At 62.0% G+C, this 22,902-nt stretch carries 21 protein-coding genes; 10 read left to right on the forward strand and 11 right to left on the reverse strand.

All coding sequences use genetic code 11. The features are described from left to right. Window positions 1-88: 88 nt before the first annotated feature. Window positions 89-1,051, forward strand: coding sequence for a cyclase family protein (locus tag ACN9M3_RS29050; protein WP_426319434.1), 963 nt, complete (start codon window positions 89-91; stop codon window positions 1,049-1,051). On the opposite strand, the gene ACN9M3_RS29055 is transcribed toward ACN9M3_RS29050, so the two are convergent. Next, window positions 1,052-1,771: a sterol desaturase family protein gene (locus tag ACN9M3_RS29055; protein WP_426319435.1), complete on the reverse strand. Its 720-nt coding sequence runs from the start codon at window positions 1,769-1,771 to the stop codon at window positions 1,052-1,054. A 161-nt stretch (window positions 1,772-1,932) separates the two neighbouring features. Here ACN9M3_RS29055 and ACN9M3_RS29060 point away from each other — a divergent pair, with 161 nt between their 5' ends. Continuing rightward, a complete protein-coding gene (locus tag ACN9M3_RS29060) occupies window positions 1,933-2,523 on the forward strand; it encodes a hypothetical protein (protein ID WP_426319436.1) in 591 nt (196 codons plus the stop codon). 93 nt (window positions 2,524-2,616) lie between these two features. Here ACN9M3_RS29060 and purM read toward each other — a convergent pair whose 3' ends face one another. After that, window positions 2,617-3,660: a phosphoribosylformylglycinamidine cyclo-ligase gene (gene purM / locus ACN9M3_RS29065; protein WP_426319437.1), complete on the reverse strand. Its 1,044-nt coding sequence runs from the start codon at window positions 3,658-3,660 to the stop codon at window positions 2,617-2,619. A 107-nt stretch (window positions 3,661-3,767) separates the two neighbouring features. Continuing rightward, window positions 3,768-4,796, reverse strand: coding sequence for an ankyrin repeat domain-containing protein (locus ACN9M3_RS29070; protein ID WP_426319438.1), 1,029 nt, complete (start codon window positions 4,794-4,796; stop codon window positions 3,768-3,770). Window positions 4,797-4,916: 120 nt separating this feature from the next. On the opposite strand from ACN9M3_RS29070, the gene ACN9M3_RS29075 reads away from it, so the two are divergent. From ACN9M3_RS29075 to ACN9M3_RS29105, 7 genes are all read left to right on the forward strand, one after another. After that, window positions 4,917-6,002: an AI-2E family transporter gene (locus ACN9M3_RS29075; RefSeq protein ID WP_426319439.1), complete on the forward strand. Its 1,086-nt coding sequence runs from the start codon at window positions 4,917-4,919 to the stop codon at window positions 6,000-6,002. Window positions 6,003-6,053: 51 nt separating this feature from the next. Continuing rightward, window positions 6,054-6,722 carry a DnaA regulatory inactivator Hda gene (gene hda, locus ACN9M3_RS29080; protein ID WP_426165439.1) on the forward strand — a complete coding sequence of 223 codons (669 nt, stop codon included), beginning with the start codon at window positions 6,054-6,056 and terminating at the stop codon, window positions 6,720-6,722. Continuing rightward, window positions 6,722-7,393, forward strand: coding sequence for an HAD family hydrolase (locus ACN9M3_RS29085; RefSeq protein WP_426172328.1), 672 nt, complete (start codon window positions 6,722-6,724; stop codon window positions 7,391-7,393). The genes hda and ACN9M3_RS29085 overlap by 1 nt, the downstream gene beginning before the upstream one ends. Continuing rightward, window positions 7,386-8,882: a polynucleotide adenylyltransferase PcnB gene (pcnB, locus tag ACN9M3_RS29090; RefSeq protein ID WP_426319440.1), complete on the forward strand. Its 1,497-nt coding sequence runs from the start codon at window positions 7,386-7,388 to the stop codon at window positions 8,880-8,882. The genes ACN9M3_RS29085 and pcnB overlap by 8 nt, the downstream gene beginning before the upstream one ends. Next, the gene (gene folK / locus ACN9M3_RS29095) at window positions 8,882-9,358 is read left to right on the forward strand and encodes a 2-amino-4-hydroxy-6-hydroxymethyldihydropteridine diphosphokinase (RefSeq protein ID WP_426319441.1); all 477 of its coding nucleotides are present in this window, start codon (window positions 8,882-8,884) and stop codon (window positions 9,356-9,358) included. Before pcnB ends, folK begins: the two co-directional genes overlap by 1 nt. A 187-nt stretch (window positions 9,359-9,545) precedes the next feature. Next, complete coding sequence (panB, locus tag ACN9M3_RS29100) at window positions 9,546-10,388, forward strand: 3-methyl-2-oxobutanoate hydroxymethyltransferase (protein ID WP_426319442.1); 843 nt, start codon at window positions 9,546-9,548, stop codon at window positions 10,386-10,388. Continuing rightward, window positions 10,379-10,921 (forward strand): UPF0149 family protein, encoded by a 543-nt coding sequence (locus ACN9M3_RS29105; RefSeq protein WP_426319443.1) that lies wholly within the window; start codon window positions 10,379-10,381, stop codon window positions 10,919-10,921. The genes panB and ACN9M3_RS29105 overlap by 10 nt, the downstream gene beginning before the upstream one ends. Here ACN9M3_RS29105 and ACN9M3_RS29110 read toward each other — a convergent pair. Genes ACN9M3_RS29110 through ACN9M3_RS29125 form a run of 4 tightly spaced genes read right to left on the reverse strand, consistent with a single transcriptional unit; the run spans window position 10,918 to window position 15,979 of the window. Next, window positions 10,918-12,408 carry an aldehyde dehydrogenase gene (locus ACN9M3_RS29110; protein ID WP_426319444.1) on the reverse strand — a complete coding sequence of 497 codons (1,491 nt, stop codon included), beginning with the start codon at window positions 12,406-12,408 and terminating at the stop codon, window positions 10,918-10,920. The two genes, ACN9M3_RS29105 and ACN9M3_RS29110, sit on opposite strands and share 4 nt — an antisense overlap. Before the next feature lie 2 nt (window positions 12,409-12,410). Then, on the reverse strand, window positions 12,411-13,793 hold the full coding sequence (locus tag ACN9M3_RS29115) for an aspartate aminotransferase family protein (protein WP_426165451.1): 1,383 nt from the start codon (window positions 13,791-13,793) through the stop codon (window positions 12,411-12,413). A gap of 10 nt (window positions 13,794-13,803) precedes the next feature. Continuing rightward, window positions 13,804-15,174: a glutamine synthetase family protein gene (locus ACN9M3_RS29120; protein ID WP_426165453.1), complete on the reverse strand. Its 1,371-nt coding sequence runs from the start codon at window positions 15,172-15,174 to the stop codon at window positions 13,804-13,806. Window positions 15,175-15,223: 49 nt separating this feature from the next. Next, on the reverse strand, window positions 15,224-15,979 hold the full coding sequence (locus ACN9M3_RS29125) for a gamma-glutamyl-gamma-aminobutyrate hydrolase family protein (RefSeq protein WP_426165455.1): 756 nt from the start codon (window positions 15,977-15,979) through the stop codon (window positions 15,224-15,226). A 115-nt stretch (window positions 15,980-16,094) separates the two neighbouring features. Here ACN9M3_RS29125 and gabD point away from each other — a divergent pair, with 115 nt between their 5' ends. Next, window positions 16,095-17,549, forward strand: coding sequence for an NADP-dependent succinate-semialdehyde dehydrogenase (gabD, locus tag ACN9M3_RS29130; protein ID WP_426165457.1), 1,455 nt, complete (start codon window positions 16,095-16,097; stop codon window positions 17,547-17,549). A 5-nt stretch (window positions 17,550-17,554) separates the two neighbouring features. On the opposite strand, the gene ACN9M3_RS29135 is transcribed toward gabD, so the two are convergent. The 4 genes from ACN9M3_RS29135 to ACN9M3_RS29150 all read right to left on the reverse strand — a co-directional run bounded on the left by ACN9M3_RS29135 (window position 17,555) and on the right by ACN9M3_RS29150 (window position 22,883). Next, the gene (locus ACN9M3_RS29135; protein ID WP_426165459.1) at window positions 17,555-18,328 is read right to left on the reverse strand and encodes a hypothetical protein; all 774 of its coding nucleotides are present in this window, start codon (window positions 18,326-18,328) and stop codon (window positions 17,555-17,557) included. Between the two features lie 14 nt (window positions 18,329-18,342). Beyond that, window positions 18,343-19,119 carry a PEP-CTERM sorting domain-containing protein gene (locus tag ACN9M3_RS29140; RefSeq protein ID WP_426165461.1) on the reverse strand — a complete coding sequence of 259 codons (777 nt, stop codon included), beginning with the start codon at window positions 19,117-19,119 and terminating at the stop codon, window positions 18,343-18,345. Between the two features lie 559 nt (window positions 19,120-19,678). Then, on the reverse strand, window positions 19,679-21,202 hold the full coding sequence (locus tag ACN9M3_RS29145) for an FAD-dependent monooxygenase (protein WP_426165463.1): 1,524 nt from the start codon (window positions 21,200-21,202) through the stop codon (window positions 19,679-19,681). Between the two features lie 310 nt (window positions 21,203-21,512). Beyond that, a complete protein-coding gene (locus ACN9M3_RS29150) occupies window positions 21,513-22,883 on the reverse strand; it encodes a glutamine synthetase family protein (protein ID WP_426165465.1) in 1,371 nt (456 codons plus the stop codon). Window positions 22,884-22,902: the final 19 nt, after the last annotated feature.

Genomic DNA, 22,902 nt, shown 5'->3' on the forward strand with positions numbered 1-22,902 from the left:
TAAAAAGTCTTTATCAAAAACGCCTGATTATCTTAGCGGCAGAATCAAATATGCTGGCCTCACTGAACTTTCTTTCAAAGGAACCAAGATGAGACTCGCAACTACCCTCGCCGCCTTGCTGCTGTCCGCCAATGCCCTGGCCGCCGAACCGGGCACCAGCCCCTGGGGGCCGCAAGATGAGATCGGGCGACTGAACCTGGTCACGCAAGCCTCCAGCGCGGCCATCCTGGCCCGCATCAGCGGAGGCCGAGCATACGACCTGTCGGTGGACTATTTCGTCGGCATGCCGAGCTGGCAGGCTGCCGGCGACCCGCCTTACCTGATGTGGATGACGCATACGCCGCACGGCAATGTGCTGTCGGACCCGATGGAGACCGGCAAAGCCATGAACCAGCACGTCAGCTACACGGGCAGCGCCATCTCGATGTATGCGCACATGGGCACCCATATCGATGCGCTCAACCACTTCGGCCTGAATGGCAAGATCTGGAATGGCTTCAAGGCTTCCGAACACCTGGGAGACCGGGGCTGGAAAGTGGCCGGTGCGGAGAAGCTGCCGCCCATCGTGGCGCGCGGCGTGCTGATCGACGTGGCGGCGGCCAAGGGCGTCTCCATGCTGCCGGATAACTACCGCGTCACTGGCAAGGACCTGGCCGAAGCGCTGGCGCGACAGAAGGTGGCGCTGCAAAAAGGCGATGTGGTGCTGATCCGCACCGGGCGCATGCAGCAGTTCGAGAAGGCCCAGGTCTTCATGCAGAACCCGCCCGGCATGGGCTTGGATGCGGCGCGCTTCCTGGTGGAGCAGAACGGCGCTATGGTGGTGGGGGCGGACAACCTGAGCTTCGAGGCCTTTCCTTCCGAGGCCAAGGACAACTACATCCCGGTCCACACCTACCTGCTGGCCGAGCATGGGGTGCCCATCATGGAGCTGGTCAACCTGGAAGAACTGGCGCGCGACAAGGTCTATGAGTTTGCCTTTATCGGCGCCTCGCTCAAGCTGCGCGGTGCGGATGCGGCGCCGATGCGTCCGATCGCGCTGCCGCTGCGTTGATCACTCCTGGTGGACGTCGCGGTAGGCCAGCATGTCCACCAGGCGTTCTTCCTTGTCGGGATCGAAGCCGCAGGTGGCTTCGAACTTCTCCGGGTTCTCGTAGGTTCCGAACAGCATGTCCCACCACACGATGTCTCCGTAGTTGTTCTTGTGGCGGCCGTACTGGTGGTGGATGCGGTGCATCTCGGGACGCTGGAAGAACCAGCCGACCCAGCGCGGCGTGGTAACGCTGGTGTGGTAGAAGAATTCGCCGAGCGCGGTGCACAGCGTATAGACCGCGCCGGATTCCGGAGACAGGCCAAGGAAGGCATAGACCAGCAGGCTGCCGATGATCGAGTTGACGATCATTTCGCCGGGATGCTTGTAGAACGAGGTGATGACTTCGATGCGCTGCGGGCTGTGGTGGATCTGGTGGAACAGGCGCCACAGCAAATCCGATTCGTGGCGCACGCGATGCCACCAGTAGAACACAAAGGTGGCGATGAAGTAGGCCAGCAGGCCGCCGACAACCGGGCCGACATGGTCCGACAAGTGCAGCAGCGAGGCTTGCGAAGTCCAGCGTTCCCAGCTCACGCCGGCCAGCAGCACGACGCCAAGCTGCACGGCATTGATGGCAAGAACGCGCACGGGCCAGGTGCGGATACGGGGAAGTTTCCAGCCGGGGCGCAGGCGCTCCAGTACAAAGCAGGCGGCGAAAACAATGAAGATTGTGGTGAGCATGGCGTGTCCTTTCGTTTGGCAAGGACGAAATGATCGCGCCAGCGCTTTGCACAAGCCCCGAAATTCCGCCGAGGTATCGGATTCAGATACTGCCGGCATATAGGGCAAGTTCTCGCCTGTTGGCGGCCTAGCATGGTGGCTCTTTCAAACAGGAGACAACCATGAAAAAACTGATTGGGGCACTGGCGCTGGCGGCAAGCGGCGCGGCTGGCGCGGTCGGCGGCACGGCGACGGCAAGTGCACCTGCTGCCGCCGAAATCGAACGGGCGCGGCATGCTTTCGACTTCCTGCACGGCGACTGGACGGTGCAGAACCGGCGCCAGTCCGATTACGCCAATCCGGACAGCCCGTGGGAAACCTTCAGCGCCAGCAACCTGGTGCACGCGCTGCCGGCCGGCATCGGCAACTACGACGAGTACCGGCCGCTGGGCGACTGGCGGCCCGGCTTCGTGGCGATGACGCTGCGCGTGTTCGATCCAACGACCGGACGCTGGAGCATCTACTGGCTGACCAACCGCGACGGCGGACTCGATCCCGCCACCGGCACCTTGCTGCCGCCGGTGGTGGGCCGTTTCGATGCCGATGGCGTGGGACGCTTCGAAGGCGAAGAAGTCTACAAAGGCCGCACGGCCCGCGTGCGCTTCACCTGGACCCGCAGCAGCGAGCGCCAGGCGCGCTGGGAGCAAGCCTACTCCTGGGATGATGGCACCAGCTGGCAGACCAACTGGGTCATGGACTTTACGCGCAGATAAAAATGACAAATTTGCGCGCAAACAAAAACGGAGCCGCTGGGGCTCCGTTCTTCGAAAAAGGGGTACGCCCCCCTTTTTCTTCGTCCTTACTTCTTATACGACGATGGTCTGGTGTTCGCCTTCCGCGCGGGCGCGGATCTTGCCGATGCGGGACACGGTCTCGCCGGCTGCGGTCAGCTGGGCGACGGCTGCGTCGGCGTTTTCAGCGGACACGATGACGGTCATGCCGATGCCGCAGTTGAACACGCGGTGCATTTCCGCGTCGGCCACGCCGCCGTGCTGCTGCAGCCACTTGAACAGTGGTGGCATGGTCCACGAAGAACCATCCAGTTCGGCAGTCAGGTTGTCGGCCAGCACGCGCGGGATGTTTTCCACCAGGCCGCCACCGGTAATGTGCACCAGGCCTTTGACTTCCATCGCTTCCATCAGCGCCAGCAGCGGCTTGACGTAGATGCGGGTCGGTTCCATCAGCACGTCGGCCAGCTTGCGGCCGTGGAAGTCGGCTTCCAGGTCCGGCTTGGCCACTTCGATGATCTTGCGCACCAGGGAGTAACCGTTGGAGTGGGCGCCCGAGGAGGCCAGGCCCAGCACCACGTCGCCCGGCTGGATCTTGCTGCCGTCGATCAGTTTGGATTTTTCCACCGCGCCGACGGCGAAGCCGGCCAGGTCGTATTCGCCGTCCGGGTACATGGACGGCATTTCAGCGGTTTCGCCGCCGATCAGGGCGCAGCCGGAGATCTCGCAGCCCTTGGCAATGCCTTTGATCACGTCGGTGGCGGTGGCCACGTTCAGCTTGCCGCAGGCGAAGTAGTCGAGGAAGAACAGCGGCTCGGCGCCCTGCACCAGGATGTCGTTCACGCTCATGGCCACCAGGTCGATGCCCACGGTGTCGTGGCGGTTCAGCTCGAACGCCAGTTTCAGCTTGGTGCCGACGCCGTCGGTGCCGGAAACCAGCACCGGCTCCTTGTATTTCTTGCTGATCTCGAACAGCGCGCCGAAGCCGCCGATGCCGCCCATCACGCCTTCGCGCATGGTGCGCTTGGCGAATGGCTTGATCGCTTCAACTAGGGCGTCGCCGGCGTCGATATCGACACCTGCGTCACGGTAGGACAGGGAAACATTCGAAGGTTGGCTCATGGTGTTGTCGCAACTGAGGCGGAAGAATGGAAAAGCGGTGGCCGAATACGGCAAGTCCGCTATTTTAGCATTTTTGCCCCCGCATTTTCTCTTGTTATCGGCCGTTTTCAGCCACCGGACCGGCAAACTTCCCCAAATCCAGGGCGCGCACCCAGCTTCAGCAGGCGTGCAGCCAATTCCTCGTTCTGCTTTTCCAGGGCGACGTCGTAGGGCGTCAGGCATTCGTTGTCCGGGCTGGCCTTGCCATTCGGGTCGGCGCCTTGTTCGATGGCGAAGCTGACGCGGGCGGTTACCGCCGCCACGCATTTCTGCCACTCCGCTTCGAAGCGCTCGGGAGCAACCAGCTTGCGCGTCATGTCCTTGTCGCATTCGCTGACCAGGCGCACCAGCATGCTGCGCTTGCCCCAGGTGCTGCCGTTGGGATCGGCGCCCAGGGCGACCAGGCGCTTGGCGGCGTCAAACTGGTCCTTGCGGATGAAGCGGTTGAGCAGGGCCGAATAAGTCGTGGACTGGACGTTCGGGTTGGCGCCGGCCTGGATCAGCAGCGCCAGGAATTCATTATCAGTCTCGCAATGGTCGCAGGTGGACAGGTTGATGCCCTTGGCGCTGGCGCCGTGCTCGATCAGCAGTTGGGCCAGCGCCAGGCGGCGCGGCCAGCTTTCCTGCGGGGCATTGCGGGCGAAATAGGCCTGGCTCACGGTCTCCTGCAGCAGCACGGTACCCAGTTCGCCGGAGATGTCGGCCTTCCCGGCCAGGTATTCGAGGACGGCGAAGCGCTTGGCGTCCCTGGCCGGGTCGGGCTTGGCCAGGTAGGTATTGACGGCCACGCCCAGCATGTTTTCCGGCGCAAAGCTGGGGTCTTTCCTGGGGTCGAAGCGCTTGATGCGGTCCAGGTCACCCTCGTCCGTTGCGTCGATGACCTTGGTGGACGGCTTCTTGAAGTTCACCGCCTCGGCGACGTTGGCAGCGGCGTTGGCGGCGGCGTTTGCCACGCTGGCTGCAGCGGCCATGGGCAGGCACAGCAGGCGGTTGAAGCCTTCGCATTTTTCGCCATCATCCGCTGCCATGGCAGGGGAATGCGCGGCGAACGCCAGGGACAGGGCCGCTATGGCGGCTTGGGTACGAACAGACAGCATGACTTCCACTTCAAAGTTTATTTATGGAAATATTAAACTACTGGTAGGCCCCGCGCATGGTGTTTTTAACAGCAGAGGCGTTAGAATAGCCCTTCCTTCGTCCCGACCACGCCCCAGCAGATGCCTCTTCCCCTCTCGGCAGAACAAAAACAAACGCTATTCTGGGTATCGGTCTGGGCCGCCTTCTTTTTCCTGCTCTGGATCCTGGGGCCGGTACTGACGCCCTTCCTGGCCGCCGCCATTTTCGCCTATGCGCTGAATCCTGCCGTCGACAAACTGTGCCGCCTGCGCCTGTTCAAGCGCTGGAAGATGCCGCGCGCACTGGCAGTATCCATCGTTATCACGCTGTTTGGCGCCGCCGTGCTGGCGCTGCTGCTGATCGTGGTGCCGGTGCTGCAAAAGGAAATCCCGCTGCTGCAGGCGGCCATTCCCGCTTCGCTGGCAAAACTGAATGACACGCTGGGGCCGCGCCTGCAGCAACTGGGCGTGGAATTCACGCTCGATGGCGCCAGCATCAAGGCCCTGGTGGCAGAAAAGATGGCGGAAAGCGGCAACCAGATCTGGACCGCCGTGCTGAACTCCGTGCGCACCGGCGGCAGCGCGGTCCTGGGCTGGCTGGCGACGCTGGTGCTGATCCCGGTCGTGCTGTTCTACCTGCTGCTGGACTGGCACCAGCTGCTGGCACGCATTGCCGGCGCCGTGCCGCGCCGCTATATCGGCGCCACCATGGAAATGGCGCGCGAATCGGATGCCTTGCTGGCGCAATACCTGCGCGGCCAGTTGCTGGTGATGCTGGTGTTGTCGGTTTATTACTCCACTGCGCTGGCGGTGGCGGGCTTTGACGTGGCGCTGCCGGTCGGCATCCTGTCCGGCGTGCTGGTCTTTATCCCCTATCTCGGCTTCGGCCTGGGCCTGCTGCTGGCGCTGATGGCGGCGGTGCTGCAATTTACCGACTGGAGCGGGCTGGTGGCCGTGGCCATCATCTACGGCCTGGGCCAGGTCATCGAAGGTTTTTTCCTGACGCCCCGGCTGGTGGGCGAACGGATCGGCCTCGATCCGCTGGCCGTGATCTTCGCTTTGTTGGCCTTCGGCCAGCTGTTCGGCTTCGTCGGCGTGCTGCTCGCTTTGCCTGCTTCCGCCCTCTTGATGGTGGGTTTCAGGCACTTGCGCCGCCACTACCTGCGCAGCAGCTTTTATAATGCGTAGTGTGAAGATCGATTACGTTAGCAAAAAATCCACAAAGCCGGGACAAGTCCAATGAAACAGCTGGTGCTTGACCTGGGTGCGGAGCCGGTGTGCACCCTCGAATCCTTCGAGGTGGGCCGCAATGCGGAGGTGGCGGCGCTGATGCGCCAGTTCGCCGACCGCAGCTCCCGCGAGCATTTCGCCTACCTGTGGGGGGAAATTGGCGCAGGCAAGTCGCACCTGCTGAAGGCGCTCGCCTCAAGCGACCGTGCGCGCTATATTTCGCCGTTTTCGATTGAAACCGAGTTCCTGTATTCGCCGGACGTGGACCTGTACCTGCTGGACGACTGCGAAAAGCTGTCGCCGGTGGCCCAGATCGATGCCTTTGCCCTGTTCAACGAGATCCGCGCCAACAACGCCTTCATGGTGAGCGCGGGCTCGGTCGCCCCGGCCGTGCTGCCGGTGCGCGAGGACCTGCGCACACGCATGGGCTGGGGCCTGGTGTACCAGATCCATGGCCTGACCGATGAGGAAAAACTGGCAACGCTGACGCAGATGGCGGAAGCGCGCGGTTTGACCCTGTCGCCCGGTGTGCTACCTTACCTGCTGTCGCACTTCCAGCGCGACATGGTATCGCTGTCCTCGATGCTCGACTCGCTCGACCAGTATTCCCTGGAAACCAAACGCCCGATCACCCTGCCCCTGCTGCGCGAATGGCTGCAGGAGGAAGCGAACGAATGATGAAACTCGCCCTGTTCGACCTTGACCATACCCTGCTGCCGATCGATTCCGATTTCGAGTGGGGCCAATTCCTGTGCCGCGTAGGCGCCGTCGACGCCGTAGAATTCAAGCGCCGCAACGAAGAGTTCTTCGCACAGTACCAGGCGGGCACCCTGGACCCGGTGGAATACCTGGAATTTTCGCTCGGAACCCTGGCTTCCTTCGAGCCTGAGCAACTGGCCGAACTGCAGCAGCAGTACATGACCGAAGTGGTGATGCCGAACATCCTGCCTGCCGCCCGCGCGCTGCTGCAAAAGCACCTCGACGCCGGCGACTTGGTGGCGATCGTGACGGCGACCAACCACTTCGTGGTGGCGCCGATCGCCAAGGCCTTCGGCGTGGAGCACCTGATTGCCGCGATGCCGGAGCGCGATGCCGCCGGCCGCATCACCGGCAAGCTGCTCGGCACGCCAACCCAGGGCGAAGGCAAGATCGTGCACACCAAGGCATGGCTGGAGAAATTGGGACACTCGCTGGACAGCTTCGACAGCGTCCACTTCTACAGCGATTCCCATAACGACCTGCCGCTGCTGTCGATCGTCAGCCATCCGATTGCGACCAACCCGAACGCCAAGCTGTCCGAACACGCGACCGCGCAAGGCTGGCCACTAATTCACCTGTTCAATGATTAAGAAATTCATCCGCAAGATCCTGGGCGTCAAGAACGCGAGACCCCGCAACGAACCGCTCGTGCTGGGCCCGAAGGACCATGGCATCGACCCGCGCATGGTGTCGAACAACGCGATCCGCGTCACCAGCACGCTGCAGGAAGCCGGCTTTGAAGCCTTCGTGGTCGGCGGCGCAGTGCGCGACCTGCTGCTGGGCGTCAAGCCGAAAGACTTCGACGTTGCGACCAATGCCACCCCCGAACAGGTGAAGCGCCTGTTCCGCCGCGCCTTCATCATCGGCCGCCGTTTCCAGATCGTGCACGTGATGTTCGGCCAGGACCTGCTGGAAGTGACCACCTTCCGCGGCACCACCACCGACAATGCGCCGAAGGACGAACATGGCCGCGTGCTGCGCGACAACACCTTCGGCTCGCAGGCGGAGGACGCGGAGCGCCGCGACTTCACCATCAACGCCATGTACTACAATCCTGCCACGCAGGAAGTGCTGGACTACCACGGCGGCATCGAGGATATCCGCAGCAAGACGCTGCGCATCATCGGCCAGCCGGAAGCGCGCTACCGCGAAGACCCGGTGCGCATGCTGCGCGTGGTGCGCTTTGCGGCCAAGCTGAAATTCTCCATCGAGCGTTCGACCGCCGAGCCGATCGGCGTGATGGCGCCGCTGATCGACAACGTGCCTGCGGCACGCGTGTTCGACGAGATGCTCAAGCTGCTCACGTCCGGGCAGGCCCTGGCCTGCCTGCAGCAGCTGCGCAAGGAAGGCCTGCACCACGGCCTGCTGCCGATGCTGGATGTGGTGCTGGAACAGCCGATGGGCACCAAGTTCGTGACGCTGGCGCTGGACTCCACCGACAAGCGCGTCATGGCCGGCAAGACCGTGTCGCCGGGCTTCCTGTTTGCTTCGCTGCTGTGGCACCAGGTGCTGGAAAAATGGGAGGCCTACCAGGCGGCGGGCGAATTCCCGATTCCTGCGCTGCACCTGGCGGCCGACGAAGTGCTGGAGTCGCAGACCGAGAAGCTGGCGATCCAGCGCAAGATCGGCTCCGACATGCGCGACATCTGGGCCATGCAGCCGCGCTTCGAGCGCCGCAATGGCAAGAATCCTTACAAGCTGCTGGAACACCTGCGCTTCCGCGCCGGCTACGACTTCCTGCTGTTGCGTTGCGCTTCGGGCGAGATTGACCGCGAACTGGGCGACTGGTGGACGGCCTTCTACGAAGGCGACGAAACCATGCGCGCCGAACTGGTGTCGACCGCATCGTCCGGCGGTGGCAAGAAGAAGAAACCCGCGGCACGCCGCAGTCGCGCCGCAGCGCTTGACGACGCGCCGGTGGATGCCAATCCGGATGGCGAAGAAGGCGACGAGTCGGATGACGATGACTTCCTGAATCCGCGCCCTGAGGGCGAAGCGCCGGCACGCAAGCGCCGCCGTCGTCCGCGCCGCGGCCGCCGCAGCGGCGGTGGCGGCAATGCCCCGGCCGGCGAAGCTTGATGCCTGTTACCGCGTATATCGGCATTGGCGCCAATCTCGGCGATGCGCGCGCGAATGTGCTGGATGCTTTCGAACGCCTGCGCAAAGTGCCGGGTTCCACGCTCGAGGCGGTGTCTTCGCTGTACCGTACGGCGCCCATCGATTCTTCGGGCGACGATTACATCAACGCGGTCGCCCGCCTGGAGACCTCCCTGCCTGCGCAGGCGCTGCTGGAAGCCCTGTTCGAGATCGAGCAGGCGCACGGCCGGGAGCGGCCTTACTTTAACGCTCCGCGCACGCTGGACCTGGACTTGCTGCTGTACGGGGATGAACAGATTGCGACGCCGACGCTTACCGTGCCACATCCGCGCATGCATCGGCGGGCCTTTGTTCTGATGCCGCTGCTGGAGCTGGCGCCCGAGGTGGTGCTGCCGGGACTGGGGCGCGCGGGCGACTTCGCGCCTTCGGTTTCCGACCAAGGTATTATCCGGCTTTAAACCGGTAAACCTGGGTCCGACCCGCAGGGTCAGACCCAGTCTGCTCGACTGCCGCGGGTTTCGGTTGTGCGCCGGAACCAAACCCGTGGCTTCAAGACCGTCGAGGGTCAGACCCTTCGGGTCTGACCCTGGTTTACCGGTTTTGCCCGCTGTGTACAATAGCGCTTTTCGAATTTAAGGACATCCCATGTCTGGCAACCTGCAAAACCCTTACCCGGCGCCTGCGCGTGCCGTCCCTACCAAGGCGGTCACGATCCCTTCGATTAACGCCCTGAAGGCAGCCGGCGAAAAGATCACCATGCTGACCTGCTACGACGCCAGCTTCGCCTCCCTGATGGACGGCTGCGGCGTGGAAGTGCTGCTGATCGGCGATTCGCTGGGCATGGTATGCAACGGCCACCAGTCCACCCTGCCGGTGACCGTGCAGGAAATCGCTTACCACACCGCCGCCGTAGCCCGTGGTGCGAAAAACGCGCTGATCCTGGCCGACATGCCTTTCGGCTCCTACGCCACCCCTGAGCAGGCGTTCAACAACGCCGTGCAACTGATCCAGGCCGGCGCCCACATGGTGAAGATCGAAGGCGGCGCCTGGGTTGCCGAAACCGTGCGCTTCCTGGTGGAGCGCTCGATCCCGGTCTGCGCCCACCTGGGCCTGACCCCGCAGTCCGTGCACACGCTGGGCGGCTACAAGGTGCAGGGCAAGACCATCGAGAGCGCCGAACTGCTGAAACAGGATGCGCTCAAGCTGCAGGCTGCCGGTGCAGCCATGGTGGTGCTGGAAGCGATTCCTACCGCGCTGGGCAAGGAAGTGACCGACATGCTGTCGATGCCGACCATCGGCATTGGCGCGGGTCCGGATTGCTCGGGCCAGGTGCTGGTCATGCACGACATGCTGGGCGTGTTCCCAGGCCGCAAGGCGCGCTTCGTGAAGAACTTCATGGAAGGCCAGGTGTCGATCCAGGCTGCCGTGTCGGCCTACATTGACGCCGTCAAGGGCGGCACCTTCCCGGCACTGGAGCATTGCTTCTGAACCCGCTGAACGACGACGAGTACGACCGGCTCGATGAGCTGCTGGCCGAGATCGGCCCGCAGAGCATGGACGTCGCCAAGCTGGAAGGCTTCCTGACCGCGCTGGTGGCCGGCCCGGCCGAGGTGGCGCAAGAGGCGTGGTTGCCAGCAGTCTGGGGCGGCGCGGCCGGCAACGATGAAGCTGCCGCGTTGGCTGTGCGCCACCACGACTACATGCGCGTATGGATGCAGAAAGACCCGGGCAGCTTTGAGCCGATCTACGAATGCGGCGGCAACTGGACCGCGGAAGCGTGGTGCGATGGCTTCATGGCCGGCGTGAACATGGCGGCTGATGCCTGGGCGCCGCTGCGGGCCCAACAACCTGCCCTGCTGGTGCCGTTCCAGGCGCCGCTGAACGCCGCCAAGGTGCCGCAGTCCGTCATCAGGATCAACGAATTCTTCCACGCGCCGCAGACTAAAGTAGCCAAGGCTGGCCGCAACGATCCTTGCCCTTGCGGCAGCGGCAAGAAATTCAAGAAGTGCTGCGGCGCTTAAACCTGGATCCAGGTCGTCTTCAACTCGGTGTACTTGTCGAAGGCATGCAGCGACTTGTCGCGTCCATTGCCTGACTGCTTGTAGCCGCCAAACGGCACCGTGATGTCGTCGCCATCGTACTGGTTGACGTGCACGGTGCCCGCCTTCAGCGCCCGCGAGGTGCGGATCGCTTTCGAAATATCCGATGTCCATACCGCGGCGTGCAGCCCATACGGCGTATCGTTGGCCTGCTTCACAGCTTCGTCGAGATCCTTGAACGACAGCACCGATAGCACAGGGCCGAAAATCTCTTCCCGCGCGATCTTCATCGTGTTCTGCACGCCGTCAAACAGCGTCGGCTCGACATAGAAGCCGCCGGTTTCCTTGCGCACCGCATTGCCGCCAGCCAGAAGCTTCGCCCCTTCGTCGCGGCCGGCTTCGATATAGTCCATCACGGTCTTCATCTGGACCGCATCGACAATCGCGCCCATCACGGTCTTTTCGTCGAGCGGGTCGCCCGGCGCGTAAGACGGCACCATGGCCAAGGCCTTCTCCAGGAACTTGTCCTTGATCGACTCTTCCACGAACAGGCGCGAAGGCGCGTTGCAGCTCTCCCCCTGGTTGAAGTAGATCGAACCAACAGCTGCAGCGACGGCGGCGTCGAGGTCGGGACAATCGGCGCACACGATATTGGCCGACTTGCCGCCCAACTCCGTCCACGCCCGCTTCAGGTTTGACTGCCCCGCCATCTGGATGATCTGCTTGCCCGTGCGCGTGGAACCTGTGAAGCCGATGCAGTCCACGTCCATGTGCATGGCCAGCGCGGCGCCAGCCTCGTTACCGTAGCCAGGCAGCACGTTGAACACGCCTGGAGGAATTCCCGCCTCCACCGCAAGCTCCGCCAGCCGCAAGGCCGACAACGGCGATTTCTCGGACGGCTTGAGCACCACGCTGTTGCCGGCCGCCAGCGCCGGCGCGATCTTCCACGCTGCCATCAGGAGCGGGTAATTCCAGGGCACGATAGCCGCCACCACCCCGACCGGTTCACGCGTGATCAAGGCCAGCGCATTGCCCGGCGTCGGCGCAATCTCGCCGTACACCTTGTCGATCGCTTCTCCGTACCAGCGGATGCAATTGGCCGCGAGCGAAACATCGACCACCTGGCTGTACTTGATGGGCTTGCCCATATCGAGTGTTTCGAGCAGCGCCAGTTCGTCCTTGTTCTGCATCATGAGGTCTGCGAACTTGATGAGAACACGCTTGCGCTGCGCCGGCGCCTGCCCGGCCCAGCGGCCGCTATCGAAGGCGCGGCGCGCCACGGCAACCGCCTGGTCGACGTCGGCCGCATCGCAGCGCGCCGTCTGCGACAGGTAGCGGCCGTCGATTGGAGAAAGGTTGTCGAACTTGCGCTCGCCGCGCGCCCAGGTGCGTTCGCCGTTGACGAAGGCGCGACCGTCGAGGGCCAGCATCTTGGCCCGGTCGTGCCAGTTGATCGTTTCTTTTGCCATGGCTACATCCATCCTCTCTGCTGCAGGTCCGCATAGGTATCGTCAAGGCAGCGCCGGATCAGCGCCACCATCTCGTCGATCTGCTCGCGCGTCATGACCAGCGGCGGCGCGATGATCATGCGGTCGCCCACGGCGCGCATGATCATGCCGTTGTTGAACATATAGCCGCGGCACACCATGCCCACTTCCAGTTTCGGATCGAAATACTCGTGGCCGTGGATTGTGGGTCCCTTGCGCCGTACGAGATTCAGGCCTGCGACGAAGCCGCAGCTATTGGCATAGCCAACCAGCGGATGGTCGCCGAGCGTGGCGAAACGCTGCGCAAGATATGGACCGGTATCTTCGGCCACGCGCTGCACCACCTTTTCTTCTTCGATGATGCGAATCGTCTCAAGCGCCGCAGCACACGCGACAGGGTGGCCAGAGTAAGTAAAGCCGTGCGCGAACTCGCCGCCCTGGCCAATCAGCACTTCCGCCACGCGCTCGCCTACCAGCACGCCACCGAGCGGGATATAGCCCGAAGTGACGCCCTTGGCGAAGGTAATCAGGTCCGGCTTGAAGTCAAAGTACTCGCAAGCGAACATGCGGCCGGTGCGGCCAAAGCCGGTGATCACTTCATCTGCGATCAGGAGAATGCCGTATTTGTCGCAGATGCGCTGGATCTCCGGCCAGTAGGTGCGCGGCGGAATCACCACACCGCCCGCTCCCTGGATCGGCTCGCCAATGAAGGCCGCCACCTTTTCCGGGCCGACGTCGAGGATCTTCTGCTCCAGCCACGATGCGGCCTCGATCCCGAATTCATCCTCCGACATGCCACGCCCCGACTCAAGGTAGTTCGGCTGCCGGATGTGCACGATGCCGGGGATCGGCAAGCCGCCCTGCGCATGCATGCCTTCCATGCCGCCCAGAGAGGCGCCCGCCATGGTGCTGCCATGGTAGGCGTTGAAGCGGCTGATGATGGTGTGGCGGTGTGGCTGACCCTTCAAGTCCCAATAGCGGCGCACCATGCGCACATTGGTGTCGTTTGCCTCCGATCCCGAGCCCGTGAAGAACACATGCTTGAAACCGGGTGGCGCAATCTCCGCCAGCTTGGCGGCCAGCGTCACGGCCGGCACATTGGTCGTGTTGAAGAAGCTGTTATAGAACGGCAGCGTTTCCATCTGGTCGAACACCGCCTTCGATATGCTGTGCCGGCCGTAGCCGACATTCACGCACCACAGCCCGGACATGCCGTCCAAAATCTTCTTGCCTTCAGAATCCCAGAGGTAGATGCCTTCGCCGCGTACCATCACGCGCACGCCGCGCTCGCCGAGCGCCTTGTGGTCAGTGAAGGGATGCATGTAGTGCGCGTGATCACGCGCCTGGAGTGTTTTGGTATCGTCCATGATCGCCTCCTCATACATGCAGCAGCAGGTGCTCGCGCTCCCACGGGCTGATCACGGTCATGAACTCCTGGTGCTCAAGGTCCTTGATGGCTGCATACACGTCGATGAAGCGCTCGCCGAGCACAAAGCGCAGCTTGTCCTCGCCACGCAGTATCTTCAGCGCTTCCGGCAAGCCTTGCGGCAGCTCGTATTTCATTTCGTAGGCGCTGCCGGTGGTCGGCGCGGTAGGTTCGAGCGATTCGGTCATGCCGAGGTAGCCGCAGGCCAGCGTCACTGCCAGCGCCAGGTAAGGATTTGCATCGGCGCCGATGATACGGTTCTCCACGCGCCGGTCTTGCACGCCCGATTCCGGAACCCGGAATCCGACGGTGCGATTATCCATGCCCCACTGGATATTGATCGGCGCCGCCGTGTGGCGCACCAGCCGGCGGTAGGAATTCACATACGGCGCGACGATGGCTAATGCGCTCGGCATATAGCGCTGCAGGCCGCCGATGTAGGCCTTGAACAGCTGCGATGGTGAACCATCCTGGTTGCTGAAGATGTTCCATCCGCTGCGCGCATCGACCACGCTCTGGTGGATGTGCATTGCCGATCCCGGCTCGCCTGCCATCGGCTTGGCCATGAAGGTGGCGTACATATGATGCTTCAATGCCGCCTCGCGCAAGGTACGCTTGAAGAAGAACACCTTGTCAGCCAGGCCAAGCGGCTCGCCGTGCAGGAAGTTGATCTCCATCTGGCCGGCGCCGATTTCGTGAATCAGGGTGTCCACGTCAAGGCCCATCAGATCGCAGTAATCGTAGATGTCCTCGAACAGCGGATCGAACTCGTTCACCGCGTCGATGCTGTACACCTGGCGGCTGGTTTCGGCGCGGCCGCTGCGGCCGATCGGCGCCTTCAGCGGCAGGTCGGGGTCGGAGTTCTTGTCGGTCAGGTAGAACTCCAGTTCCGGTGCAACGACAGGCTTCCAGCCCCGGTCTTCGAACAGTTTCAGCACGCGGCGTAGCACAGAGCGCGGGGCGAAGTCGACCAGGCGGCCATCGCTGAAATAGCAGTCGTGGATCACTTGCGCCGTCGGGTCGACCGCCCACGGCACCATGGTGATGGTGGTAGGGTCGGCCTTCAGGATCATGTCGCGGTCGGTACTGGAGATGGCACGGTCATAGGCATCATCCTCGGTCGGATAATTGCCGGTGACGGTCATGCCAAGCACCGCCTCAGGAATGCGCATGCCGCGCTCCTGGGTGAATTTGCCGCGCGGGAGAATCTTCCCGCGCGCGACGCCGGTCAGGTCAGGGACCAGGCATTCGATCTCGGTGACTCGCTTTTCATTGAGCCACTCGTCCATGTCGGTGTAACTGAAATTTTCGCGGATTGCCATAGCTTCCTCTCAGGTAGTTTAGAAAACAGCACTACTGAAGGAAAGCCACCTAAGGAATGCGATCCCTGTGCACGCGGCACGCGAGGCCGAATGCGCTGAACATGCGCATGGAGTCGTGGTTCTCTTCGATGCGCCATTCCGGGTGCCATTGCACCGCCAGCGCGAACGAAGGAGAAGCCGCGATGGAATAAGCTTCGATCAAGCCATCATCCGAACGTGCTTCGACTTGCAGTCCAGCCGCCAGGCGATCAATGCCCTGCCCGTGCAGCGAGTTCACTTGTATTTCGCTAGCACCATCGAGGATATGCGCCAGCAAGCCACCCTTTTCGAGCTTCACGCGGTGAGCTGCCGCGTATTGCTGCTCCAGCGATTGCGACTTGTCTTCGCGATGGTCAAAGTAGCCTGGCACCGTGTGCACGGCTTGATGCAGCGTTCCGCCCAGCGCCACATTCACTTCCTGGAAGCCGCGGCAAATCGCCAGTATCGGAATGCCGTGCATCAGCGCAGCGCGGATCAGGGGCAAAGTGGTCTCATCGCGCGCGTGATCTTCCGGCAGCGAGGGGTCAAGGGTTTCCTGCCCATACAGGCTTGCCTGCAAATTGGAGGCAGCGCCGGTCAGCATGACGCCGTTGGCAATGCCAAGCAGGCTTTCAATATCGGTGTTGTCGCCCAAGGGAGGGACCAACAACGGCTGGCAGCGCGCTCCCACAGCCACCGCATCAACGTATTTGTTTTGAGCGGCGTAGCTGGGATGGGAGCCTTTATTCTGGCTGCAGGCGGGGACCAGTACGATGGGGCGGCGCATGTTTAGTTTTTTCGGTAACTATCAGTGTGCAGCTTGATCTTATTCCCAATTTTGGAATGTGGCAACCGTGCAGCGTGATACCCGGTATACTGGTTTTTTACTTTGGAGGTGAATCATGCTGACCCTGAAAGATCCCAGCCTTCTGCGCCAACAGTGCTTTATCGCTGGCCAATGGTGCGATGCCGACGGGGGCGCAACCATCAGCGTCACCAATCCCGCTACCGGCGAAGCCCTTGGCAGCGTGCCGAAAATGGGCGCCGCCGAAACGCGCCGCGCTATCGAAGCCGCGAATGCCGCATGGCCTGAATGGCGCAAGAAGCCAGCCAAGGCGCGCGCCGCCATCCTGCGCAAATGGAATGACCTGATCCTCGCCAACGCCGACGACCTGGCAGCCCTGATGACGGCGGAACAAGGCAAGCCGCTGGCTGAATCCAAAGGCGAAATCGCCTACGCGGCATCCTTCATCGAATGGTTTGGCGAAGAGGCCAAGCGCATTGCCGGCGAAACCCTGGCGTCGCCATGGCCCGACAAGCGCGTGGTGGTCACGCGCGAGCCGATTGGCGTCAGTGCGGCGATCACGCCGTGGAACTTCCCGGCCGCGATGATCACGCGCAAAGCCGGACCGGCACTTGCCGCGGGTTGCCCAATGGTGGTGAAGCCGGCGGAACTCACGCCCTTCTCCGCATTGGCATTGGCCGTGCTGGCGGAACGCGCCGGCGTACCGGCTGGCGTGTTCAGCGTGATCACCGGCGCATCGCGCGAGATCGGTGGCGAGATGACCTCCAACCCCATCGTGCGCAAATTGAGTTTCACCGGTTCGACGGCAGTCGGCCGCCTGCTGATGGAACAGTGCGCACCGACGATCAAGAAGCTGTCGCTGGAACTTGGCGGCAACGCACCATTCATCGTGTTCGATGATGCCGACCTGGACGCCGCGGTGGAAGGTGCAATCGCATCCAAATACCGCAACGCCGGCCAAACCTGCGTATGCGCGAACCGCATCTACGTGCAGGATGGCGTGTACGACTCCTTCGCATCGAAACTGGTGGAAGCGGTACGCAAACTCAAAGTCGGCAACGGCGCCGATGACGGCGTGACGCAAGGCCCGCTGATCGAGGAGAAAGCCGTCGTCAAGGTGGAAGAGCATATCGCCGATGCCGTTGGCAAGGGCGCACGCTTGCTGTTGGGTGGCAAGCGGCATGACCTGGGACACAACTTCTTCCAGCCAACCGTGCTGGCCGACGTGAATGCCGACATGTTGGTTGCGCGCGAAGAGACCTTTGGCCCACTGGCGCCGTTGTTCCGCTTCAAAACCGACGAGGAAGCCGTGGCGCTGGCCAACGACACCGAGTTCGGGCTCGCAGCGTACTTCTACTCGCGCGATATCGGCCGTATCTGGCGCGTGGCCGAAGGCTTGGAGAGTGGCATGGTGGGCGTGAATACTGGCCTGATCTCGACCGAAATCGCACCATTCGGCGGCGTCAAGCAATCGGGCCTTGGCCGCGAAGGCTCGACGCACGGCATCGACGACTACCTCGTCATCAAATACATCTGCATGGGCGGCATCTAGCGTGCCTACCCTGCCCGGCGAACGCTGCGTTGTTTCACCACGCCCAACAGGGCCAGGCCTGCAGCCAGCATGGCATAGGTGAACGGCTCGGGAATCGGGATGGTGCCAACCGCGGTCTGTGCCGCGAACTCGAATGACAGGTCTACATAGATTTCGTCGTCCGTGGTATTGGCAAAGCCCAGCCAGAAATTCTCCACATTGGTGCTGCCTGCGCCTGTCGCCAGCTCGACGGTCCGCGTCAGGTACGTCCACAGCTCCGGCTGTCCAGCGGAGCGCATTTCGATCAGCGTGCCGGCCTTGCCCCAGGAGACTGAAAAGTCGGGGTCCTGGCGGATGACCGAGTATTCGGCCGTGCCAGCGACGGTCAAGGCCGCGTTAGGTGCAAGGAAGAACCCAAAGCGCTGATCCAGCCATGCGTTCGCCTTGCCGCCCGGGCCAAGATCGCTGTGGGCATCCGAAACGGCTCCGATGGATCCAGTCATGCCATACATGGCTTGCGCGGACGAATGCGCTGTCGCCAGACCAAGAATATCGTTCGCAGTCCCGGTGACATGACGGCTGTCGGTTTGGGTGTTCAGCGCGACCGTGAGATCCCCGGAAAGGCCGTCCGGACGGAAACTTGCGGCGACACCGTCGTCCGGCTGAAGATCGAGGACGCCGAACTGCAGGTTCGTAACGCGCGCGGTAGCGGTGACACCCGCGTCGGCGGCGGCGCTGGCCGCGACAAGAGCCAGCATTGCACCGGCCAGGAATCTACTGAAAGATGGAATGAGGTTCATTGCAGCCCCCTTTGTCAGCACGATTGTCGGCGCAGTGCGCCCAACAGCATCAAGCCCACGGCAAACATCGCATAAGCCGAAGGCTCAGGAATCGATGAAACGATCATGCCCGCGGCGGCCACGTAGGTATCGACCAGCACCTTCATGTCGCCGTCCGAGGGGTTCGCATACATCAGGAAAAAATTCTCGGACCAACTGTCCCCGCCGCTGTCAGGGGCGGTATCCACGAAGTGGCGGAACACGGTGAAAGTTCCCTCCCACGTCTTGATCAGGGCGGCGGCAGAGACGTAACCGAGGGAATCGTAGGTCCCCACGTCCGTTCTGGCGATGGAGGTGGAGGCTTCACCGCGTACTGTGAGCACGCTGTGCGGCGCGATAGTAACGGTATAGTTACGGAAAACGGACGCACCGGTATCTCCCCCGACGGCCAGGTTGTCATACGCGGCGATGCCAGCTTTCATGCTGCCCACCTGATCATAAGAGAATCCCGCGAACGACGGGCCAGAGGTGTAAAAGACCGTTTCGCTCATCCCCTTGGAGATTGAGCGGATGTCATGGCGTTCCAGCCCACCGGGACTGCGGTCGACAAGGTAGCGGCTGACCATGCCTTCCTCTCCATTGATGGTAATGCCGGCTGCTTGGCCATCGCTCGGCGTCAAGTCGATCACGCCAAACTGCAGATTGCTGATTTGAGACTCCGCGACGACACTAGGATCGGCCGCCGCCATGCCGCAGGCAGCGGCAAGCGCGGTACCGAGCAATTCCTTCCGCACGATATGCAAGACGTTCATTGGTGGACCTCGACAGGTATGGGTTGGGGGCTGTCAGCGCGCCCCAGCGCAATAACCGCAAAGTTGTCCTCGCTTGCATCAAATCAGTAACACTTTCGCAATTATTTCGCAGTCTACCTGTCGGATTTCACCGATGTGCTTTCGTTACCCGTGGACATTACGTGGTTGAAGGTGCAGGCCAGCGTCAATGTGCCGCCATCGGGATCGATCGGTTTTTTGCTTCAGCCCAGCTATATTGCAGCAGGCTATCCAATTCAACGTGCTGGCTTGCCAGTACCAGGCTCGCCATTGAGGCTACGAAGCCGTCAGGGCAATCGCCATTCAAAAGTTGCGACAGACAGGCCGTTACTCGATGCTGAATTTCATTCACCCTTCGAAGCTCAGAAGGATGAGTAAGCTCATTTGTACCTACCTCATAACTATTTCGTCCAGCTACTGTGAGGTTCAAGCTTAGCCTGGCCAGGAATCGAAGCTGACATTCAAGGGGAAGTTCATTAATCCAGGTAGCTTCGTCTGAAATTGTTTGCGCAGGTCTTGTAAGAAAATGGGTGAATCATATTCATGGTTTGCCAAACCATCTGGCTGCAATGGCAGCAGCGTTGCTTCTTTTGCTGGAGGAGTCGCTGGCCCAGGCAACGATACCGTCAGGACGTATCAACAGCGCGCTTAAATCCAGTCGCTCCTTTGCGGAACTCGCGACGTAGCGAATGCTATCGCCCCAGCGAGCGGCAATCTCCTTGAGCGAGTCGTCCCCGTCGAAGTCGAGCAAAACCCCCTGCCCTTTTCGAAGGTGCATGTTCAGCCTCGTTCCGTCGGCAAGCTCGAAATCTGGCGCGCTACGGCCAGCCAGCGGGTGAGCGTCTCCGAGATCGTAGCGGGTTTCGACGCCCCAAACACGTCCGGCGAAATAGGTCGCGCCATCATTCGTCTGAATCAAGTCGCGGATGATCGCTTCCAGCGCACGCGAACTCGGGCCAGGACGCATCAATCCTACCTGCGCACGGGACCAGTCGAGGATTCGTGCGCCTTCCGGATGCCGTTCGCGTTCGTAACTGTCAAGCAGATCGGCTGGAGCGGTTCCATGCAATGTCGCTGCAAGCTTCCAGCCCAGGTTCATTGCGTCGCCAAGCCCGAGGTTCAGCCCCTGCCCGCCAAGCGGCGAATGTATGTGCGCTGCGTCGCCGGCCAACAGCACACGGTCTTTCTTGTATTCCGTTGCCTGGTAAGCGCGGTCGGTCCAGGTAGCGGCAAGTTCGAGCTCCGTTACCCTGACGTCGGCGCCGGAAACCTTGCGTAGCACAGTCTCGACATGCTCTCGCGTGATTGGAACGGTGCGATGGAAAGCGCCTCCGTCAAAGTCGACCATGCCGAGCGTGCCGGGTGCTGCGTAGACATACATTCCTGTCGCCGTGTAATGGCGGCCGGGTTTGAGAATGCCCGGTTCAGCAAGCGTGACCTTGGCCGAGTAGCCTGTGAACTCAGGATCAGTGCCGCTAAACCCGATTCGCGCCAACTTGCGCACCGCGCTGCGGCCCCCGTCGCAGCCGACAAGCCACTGCCCTCGAAACTCGCGGCCTCCTGCGAAGACAGTTACGCCAGCTTCGGACTGCTTGAAATCTTCTACGCCGTAACCTCGCAATATCTCGACGCCCAGCTTGTTCGCGCGCGCAGCGAGAACCGCTTCGATACTTGCCATGTCTGTAGCGACAGTGCTGACCTGCCCCGGCAGACGGTACTGCCACTGCATGCTGTCAACCTGGTCGTGGAAAAATTGGATGCCGGCGAAGTGACCTGCGGGACGGCGCGGCTGCTGCAACCAGTGCGCGGCGGCCGGCGCGTCGCGGCTGACTGCACGCTCCTCGATTGGACGCAGCAGGTCGCGGCGGTCCAGGCTTTCGATGGTCGGTACGGTAAGGCCACGCAGCCCGAATGGGAGTTCCTTCAGCGGGCTGTATGGCTCTTGCGCCTGCTCCAGGATGAGCACTGAGCTGCCGGCCATGCGCAACTCGCAGGCGAGAAACAGGCCAACAGGACCAGCGCCTGCAATCAGGACGTCGTGGGAATTGAGTTTGGGGGTATGCATGTCGAGGCTCCTTTGTCGATGTTCGACCGGAGCGTTTCCTAGCTTGGACTCCGCACGGACGAACAATTGGACGCCAGGTGGCGTCAAATATTCGTCGCGGGGATCTCATGCAAGGGCCAAAGACCAGAGCTTTCGTTACCGAAAGGACTTGGGCTTACCAAACCAAGTCTGCCTTTTCCGACAAGGCGGAATATAGCATTAGCTTTAGAAGGCGGTCAATGCTTTGAAAACCGGTAAACCAGGGTCCGACCCATAGGGTCAGACCCGCCAGGGCTACTGTCTGCGATTCTTTTGGCTTTGCGATTTGCTGCTAGACGTGCAGGAGGAGGTGCTCGCGCTCCCAGGGGCTGATCACGCGCATGAATTCCTGGTGCTCGAGTTCTTTCACAGCGGCGTAGACGTCGATGAAACGCTCGCCCAACACCTGGTGCAGCTTTTCTTCCGCCCGTAGCGCGCGCAGTGCTTCGGGCAAGCCTTGCGGCAGTTCGTACTTCATATCATAAGCGCTGCCGGACGTTGGCGCGGTGGGTTCGATCCGTTCGGTCATGCCGAGGTAGCCACAGGCCAGCGTGACCGCCAGCGCGAGGTAGGGATTGGCGTCGGCGCCGATGATGCGGTTTTCAATGCGCCGGTCCTGCACGCCCGATTCCGGCACGCGGAAGCCTACCGTGCGGTTGTCGGTGCCCCATTGGATATTGATCGGTGCGGCCGTGTGCCGCACAAGCCGGCGGTAGGAATTCACATACGGCGCGGCGATCGCCAGCGCGGCGGGCATGTAGCGCTGCAGGCCGCCGATGTAGAACTTGAACAGTTGCGACGGTGCGCCGTCGGCGTCGCTGAAGATGTTCTTGCGCGTGCGTGCATCGAGTACGCTCTGGTGTACGTGCATCGCTGATCCGGGCTCGCCAGCCATGGGCTTGGCCATGAAGGTGGCGTACATGTGGTGCTTGATGGCGGCTTCGCGCAGCGTGCGCTTGAAATAAAACACATTGTCGGCAAGGCCCAGCGGTTCGCCGTGCAGGAAGTTGATTTCCATCTGGCCGGCGCCGATTTCATGGATCAGCGTGTCGACGTCGAGTCCCATCATGTCACAGTAGTCGTAGATGTCTTCGAACAGCGGGTCGAATTCATTCACCGCGTCGATGCTGTAGACCTGACGGCTGGTTTCGGCGCGGCCGCTGCGGCCGATGGGCGCCTTTAGCGGCAGGTCGGGGTCGGAGTTCTTGTCGGTCAGGTAGAACTCCAGCTCGGGCGCTACGATGGGGCACCAGCCCTTGTCTTCGTACAGCTTGAGCACGCGCCGCAGCACGGAGCGTGGCGCGAAGTCGACCAGGCGGCCATCGGCGAAGTAGCAATCGTGGATGACTTGTGCTGTGGGGTCGGCAGCCCAGGGCACCATGGTGATGGTGCTGGGGTCGGCCTTCAGCACCATGTCGCGGTCGGTGGGCGAGATGGCGCGGTCGTAGGCGGCATCGTCTTGCGGCGAATTGCCGGTGACGGTCATGCCGAGCACGGCCTCCGGGATGCGCATGCCCCGTACTTCGGTGAATTTAGCCCTCGGCAGTATCTTGCCGCGTGCGACGCCGGTCAGGTCCGGCACCAGACATTCAATTTCGGTGACCCGTTTATCGTTGAGCCACTCATCCATGTCCGTGTAGGTAAAGTTGTCACGGATTGCCATGATGCGCTCCCATAACAAC

Origin of the sequence: Pseudoduganella sp. R-43, assembly GCF_049913255.1 — a bacterium.
In the GTDB taxonomy this organism is placed as follows: Bacteria; Pseudomonadota; Gammaproteobacteria; order Burkholderiales; family Burkholderiaceae_D; genus Rugamonas.

Bases quoted from the DNA above. Each gene is read 5' to 3' on its own strand.
- ACN9M3_RS29050 (WP_426319434.1), top strand. From the start codon at position 89: ATGAGACTCGCAACTACCCTCGCCGCCTTGCTGCTGTCCGCCAATGCC.
- ACN9M3_RS29055 (WP_426319435.1), bottom strand. From the start codon at position 1,771: ATGCTCACCACAATCTTCATTGTTTTCGCCGCCTGCTTTGTACTGGAG.
- ACN9M3_RS29060 (WP_426319436.1), top strand. From the start codon at position 1,933: ATGAAAAAACTGATTGGGGCACTGGCGCTGGCGGCAAGCGGCGCGGCT.
- purM (WP_426319437.1), bottom strand. From the start codon at position 3,660: ATGAGCCAACCTTCGAATGTTTCCCTGTCCTACCGTGACGCAGGTGTC.
- ACN9M3_RS29070 (WP_426319438.1), bottom strand. From the start codon at position 4,796: ATGCTGTCTGTTCGTACCCAAGCCGCCATAGCGGCCCTGTCCCTGGCG.
- ACN9M3_RS29075 (WP_426319439.1), top strand. From the start codon at position 4,917: ATGCCTCTTCCCCTCTCGGCAGAACAAAAACAAACGCTATTCTGGGTA.
- hda (WP_426165439.1), top strand. From the start codon at position 6,054: ATGAAACAGCTGGTGCTTGACCTGGGTGCGGAGCCGGTGTGCACCCTC.
- ACN9M3_RS29085 (WP_426172328.1), top strand. From the start codon at position 6,722: ATGAAACTCGCCCTGTTCGACCTTGACCATACCCTGCTGCCGATCGAT.
- pcnB (WP_426319440.1), top strand. From the start codon at position 7,386: ATGATTAAGAAATTCATCCGCAAGATCCTGGGCGTCAAGAACGCGAGA.
- folK (WP_426319441.1), top strand. From the start codon at position 8,882: ATGCCTGTTACCGCGTATATCGGCATTGGCGCCAATCTCGGCGATGCG.
- panB (WP_426319442.1), top strand. From the start codon at position 9,546: ATGTCTGGCAACCTGCAAAACCCTTACCCGGCGCCTGCGCGTGCCGTC.
- ACN9M3_RS29110 (WP_426319444.1), bottom strand. From the start codon at position 12,408: ATGGCAAAAGAAACGATCAACTGGCACGACCGGGCCAAGATGCTGGCC.
- ACN9M3_RS29115 (WP_426165451.1), bottom strand. From the start codon at position 13,793: ATGGACGATACCAAAACACTCCAGGCGCGTGATCACGCGCACTACATG.
- ACN9M3_RS29120 (WP_426165453.1), bottom strand. From the start codon at position 15,174: ATGGCAATCCGCGAAAATTTCAGTTACACCGACATGGACGAGTGGCTC.
- ACN9M3_RS29125 (WP_426165455.1), bottom strand. From the start codon at position 15,979: ATGCGCCGCCCCATCGTACTGGTCCCCGCCTGCAGCCAGAATAAAGGC.
- gabD (WP_426165457.1), top strand. From the start codon at position 16,095: ATGCTGACCCTGAAAGATCCCAGCCTTCTGCGCCAACAGTGCTTTATC.
- ACN9M3_RS29135 (WP_426165459.1), bottom strand. From the start codon at position 18,328: ATGAACCTCATTCCATCTTTCAGTAGATTCCTGGCCGGTGCAATGCTG.
- ACN9M3_RS29140 (WP_426165461.1), bottom strand. From the start codon at position 19,119: ATGAACGTCTTGCATATCGTGCGGAAGGAATTGCTCGGTACCGCGCTT.
- ACN9M3_RS29145 (WP_426165463.1), bottom strand. From the start codon at position 21,202: ATGCATACCCCCAAACTCAATTCCCACGACGTCCTGATTGCAGGCGCT.
- ACN9M3_RS29150 (WP_426165465.1), bottom strand. From the start codon at position 22,883: ATGGCAATCCGTGACAACTTTACCTACACGGACATGGATGAGTGGCTC.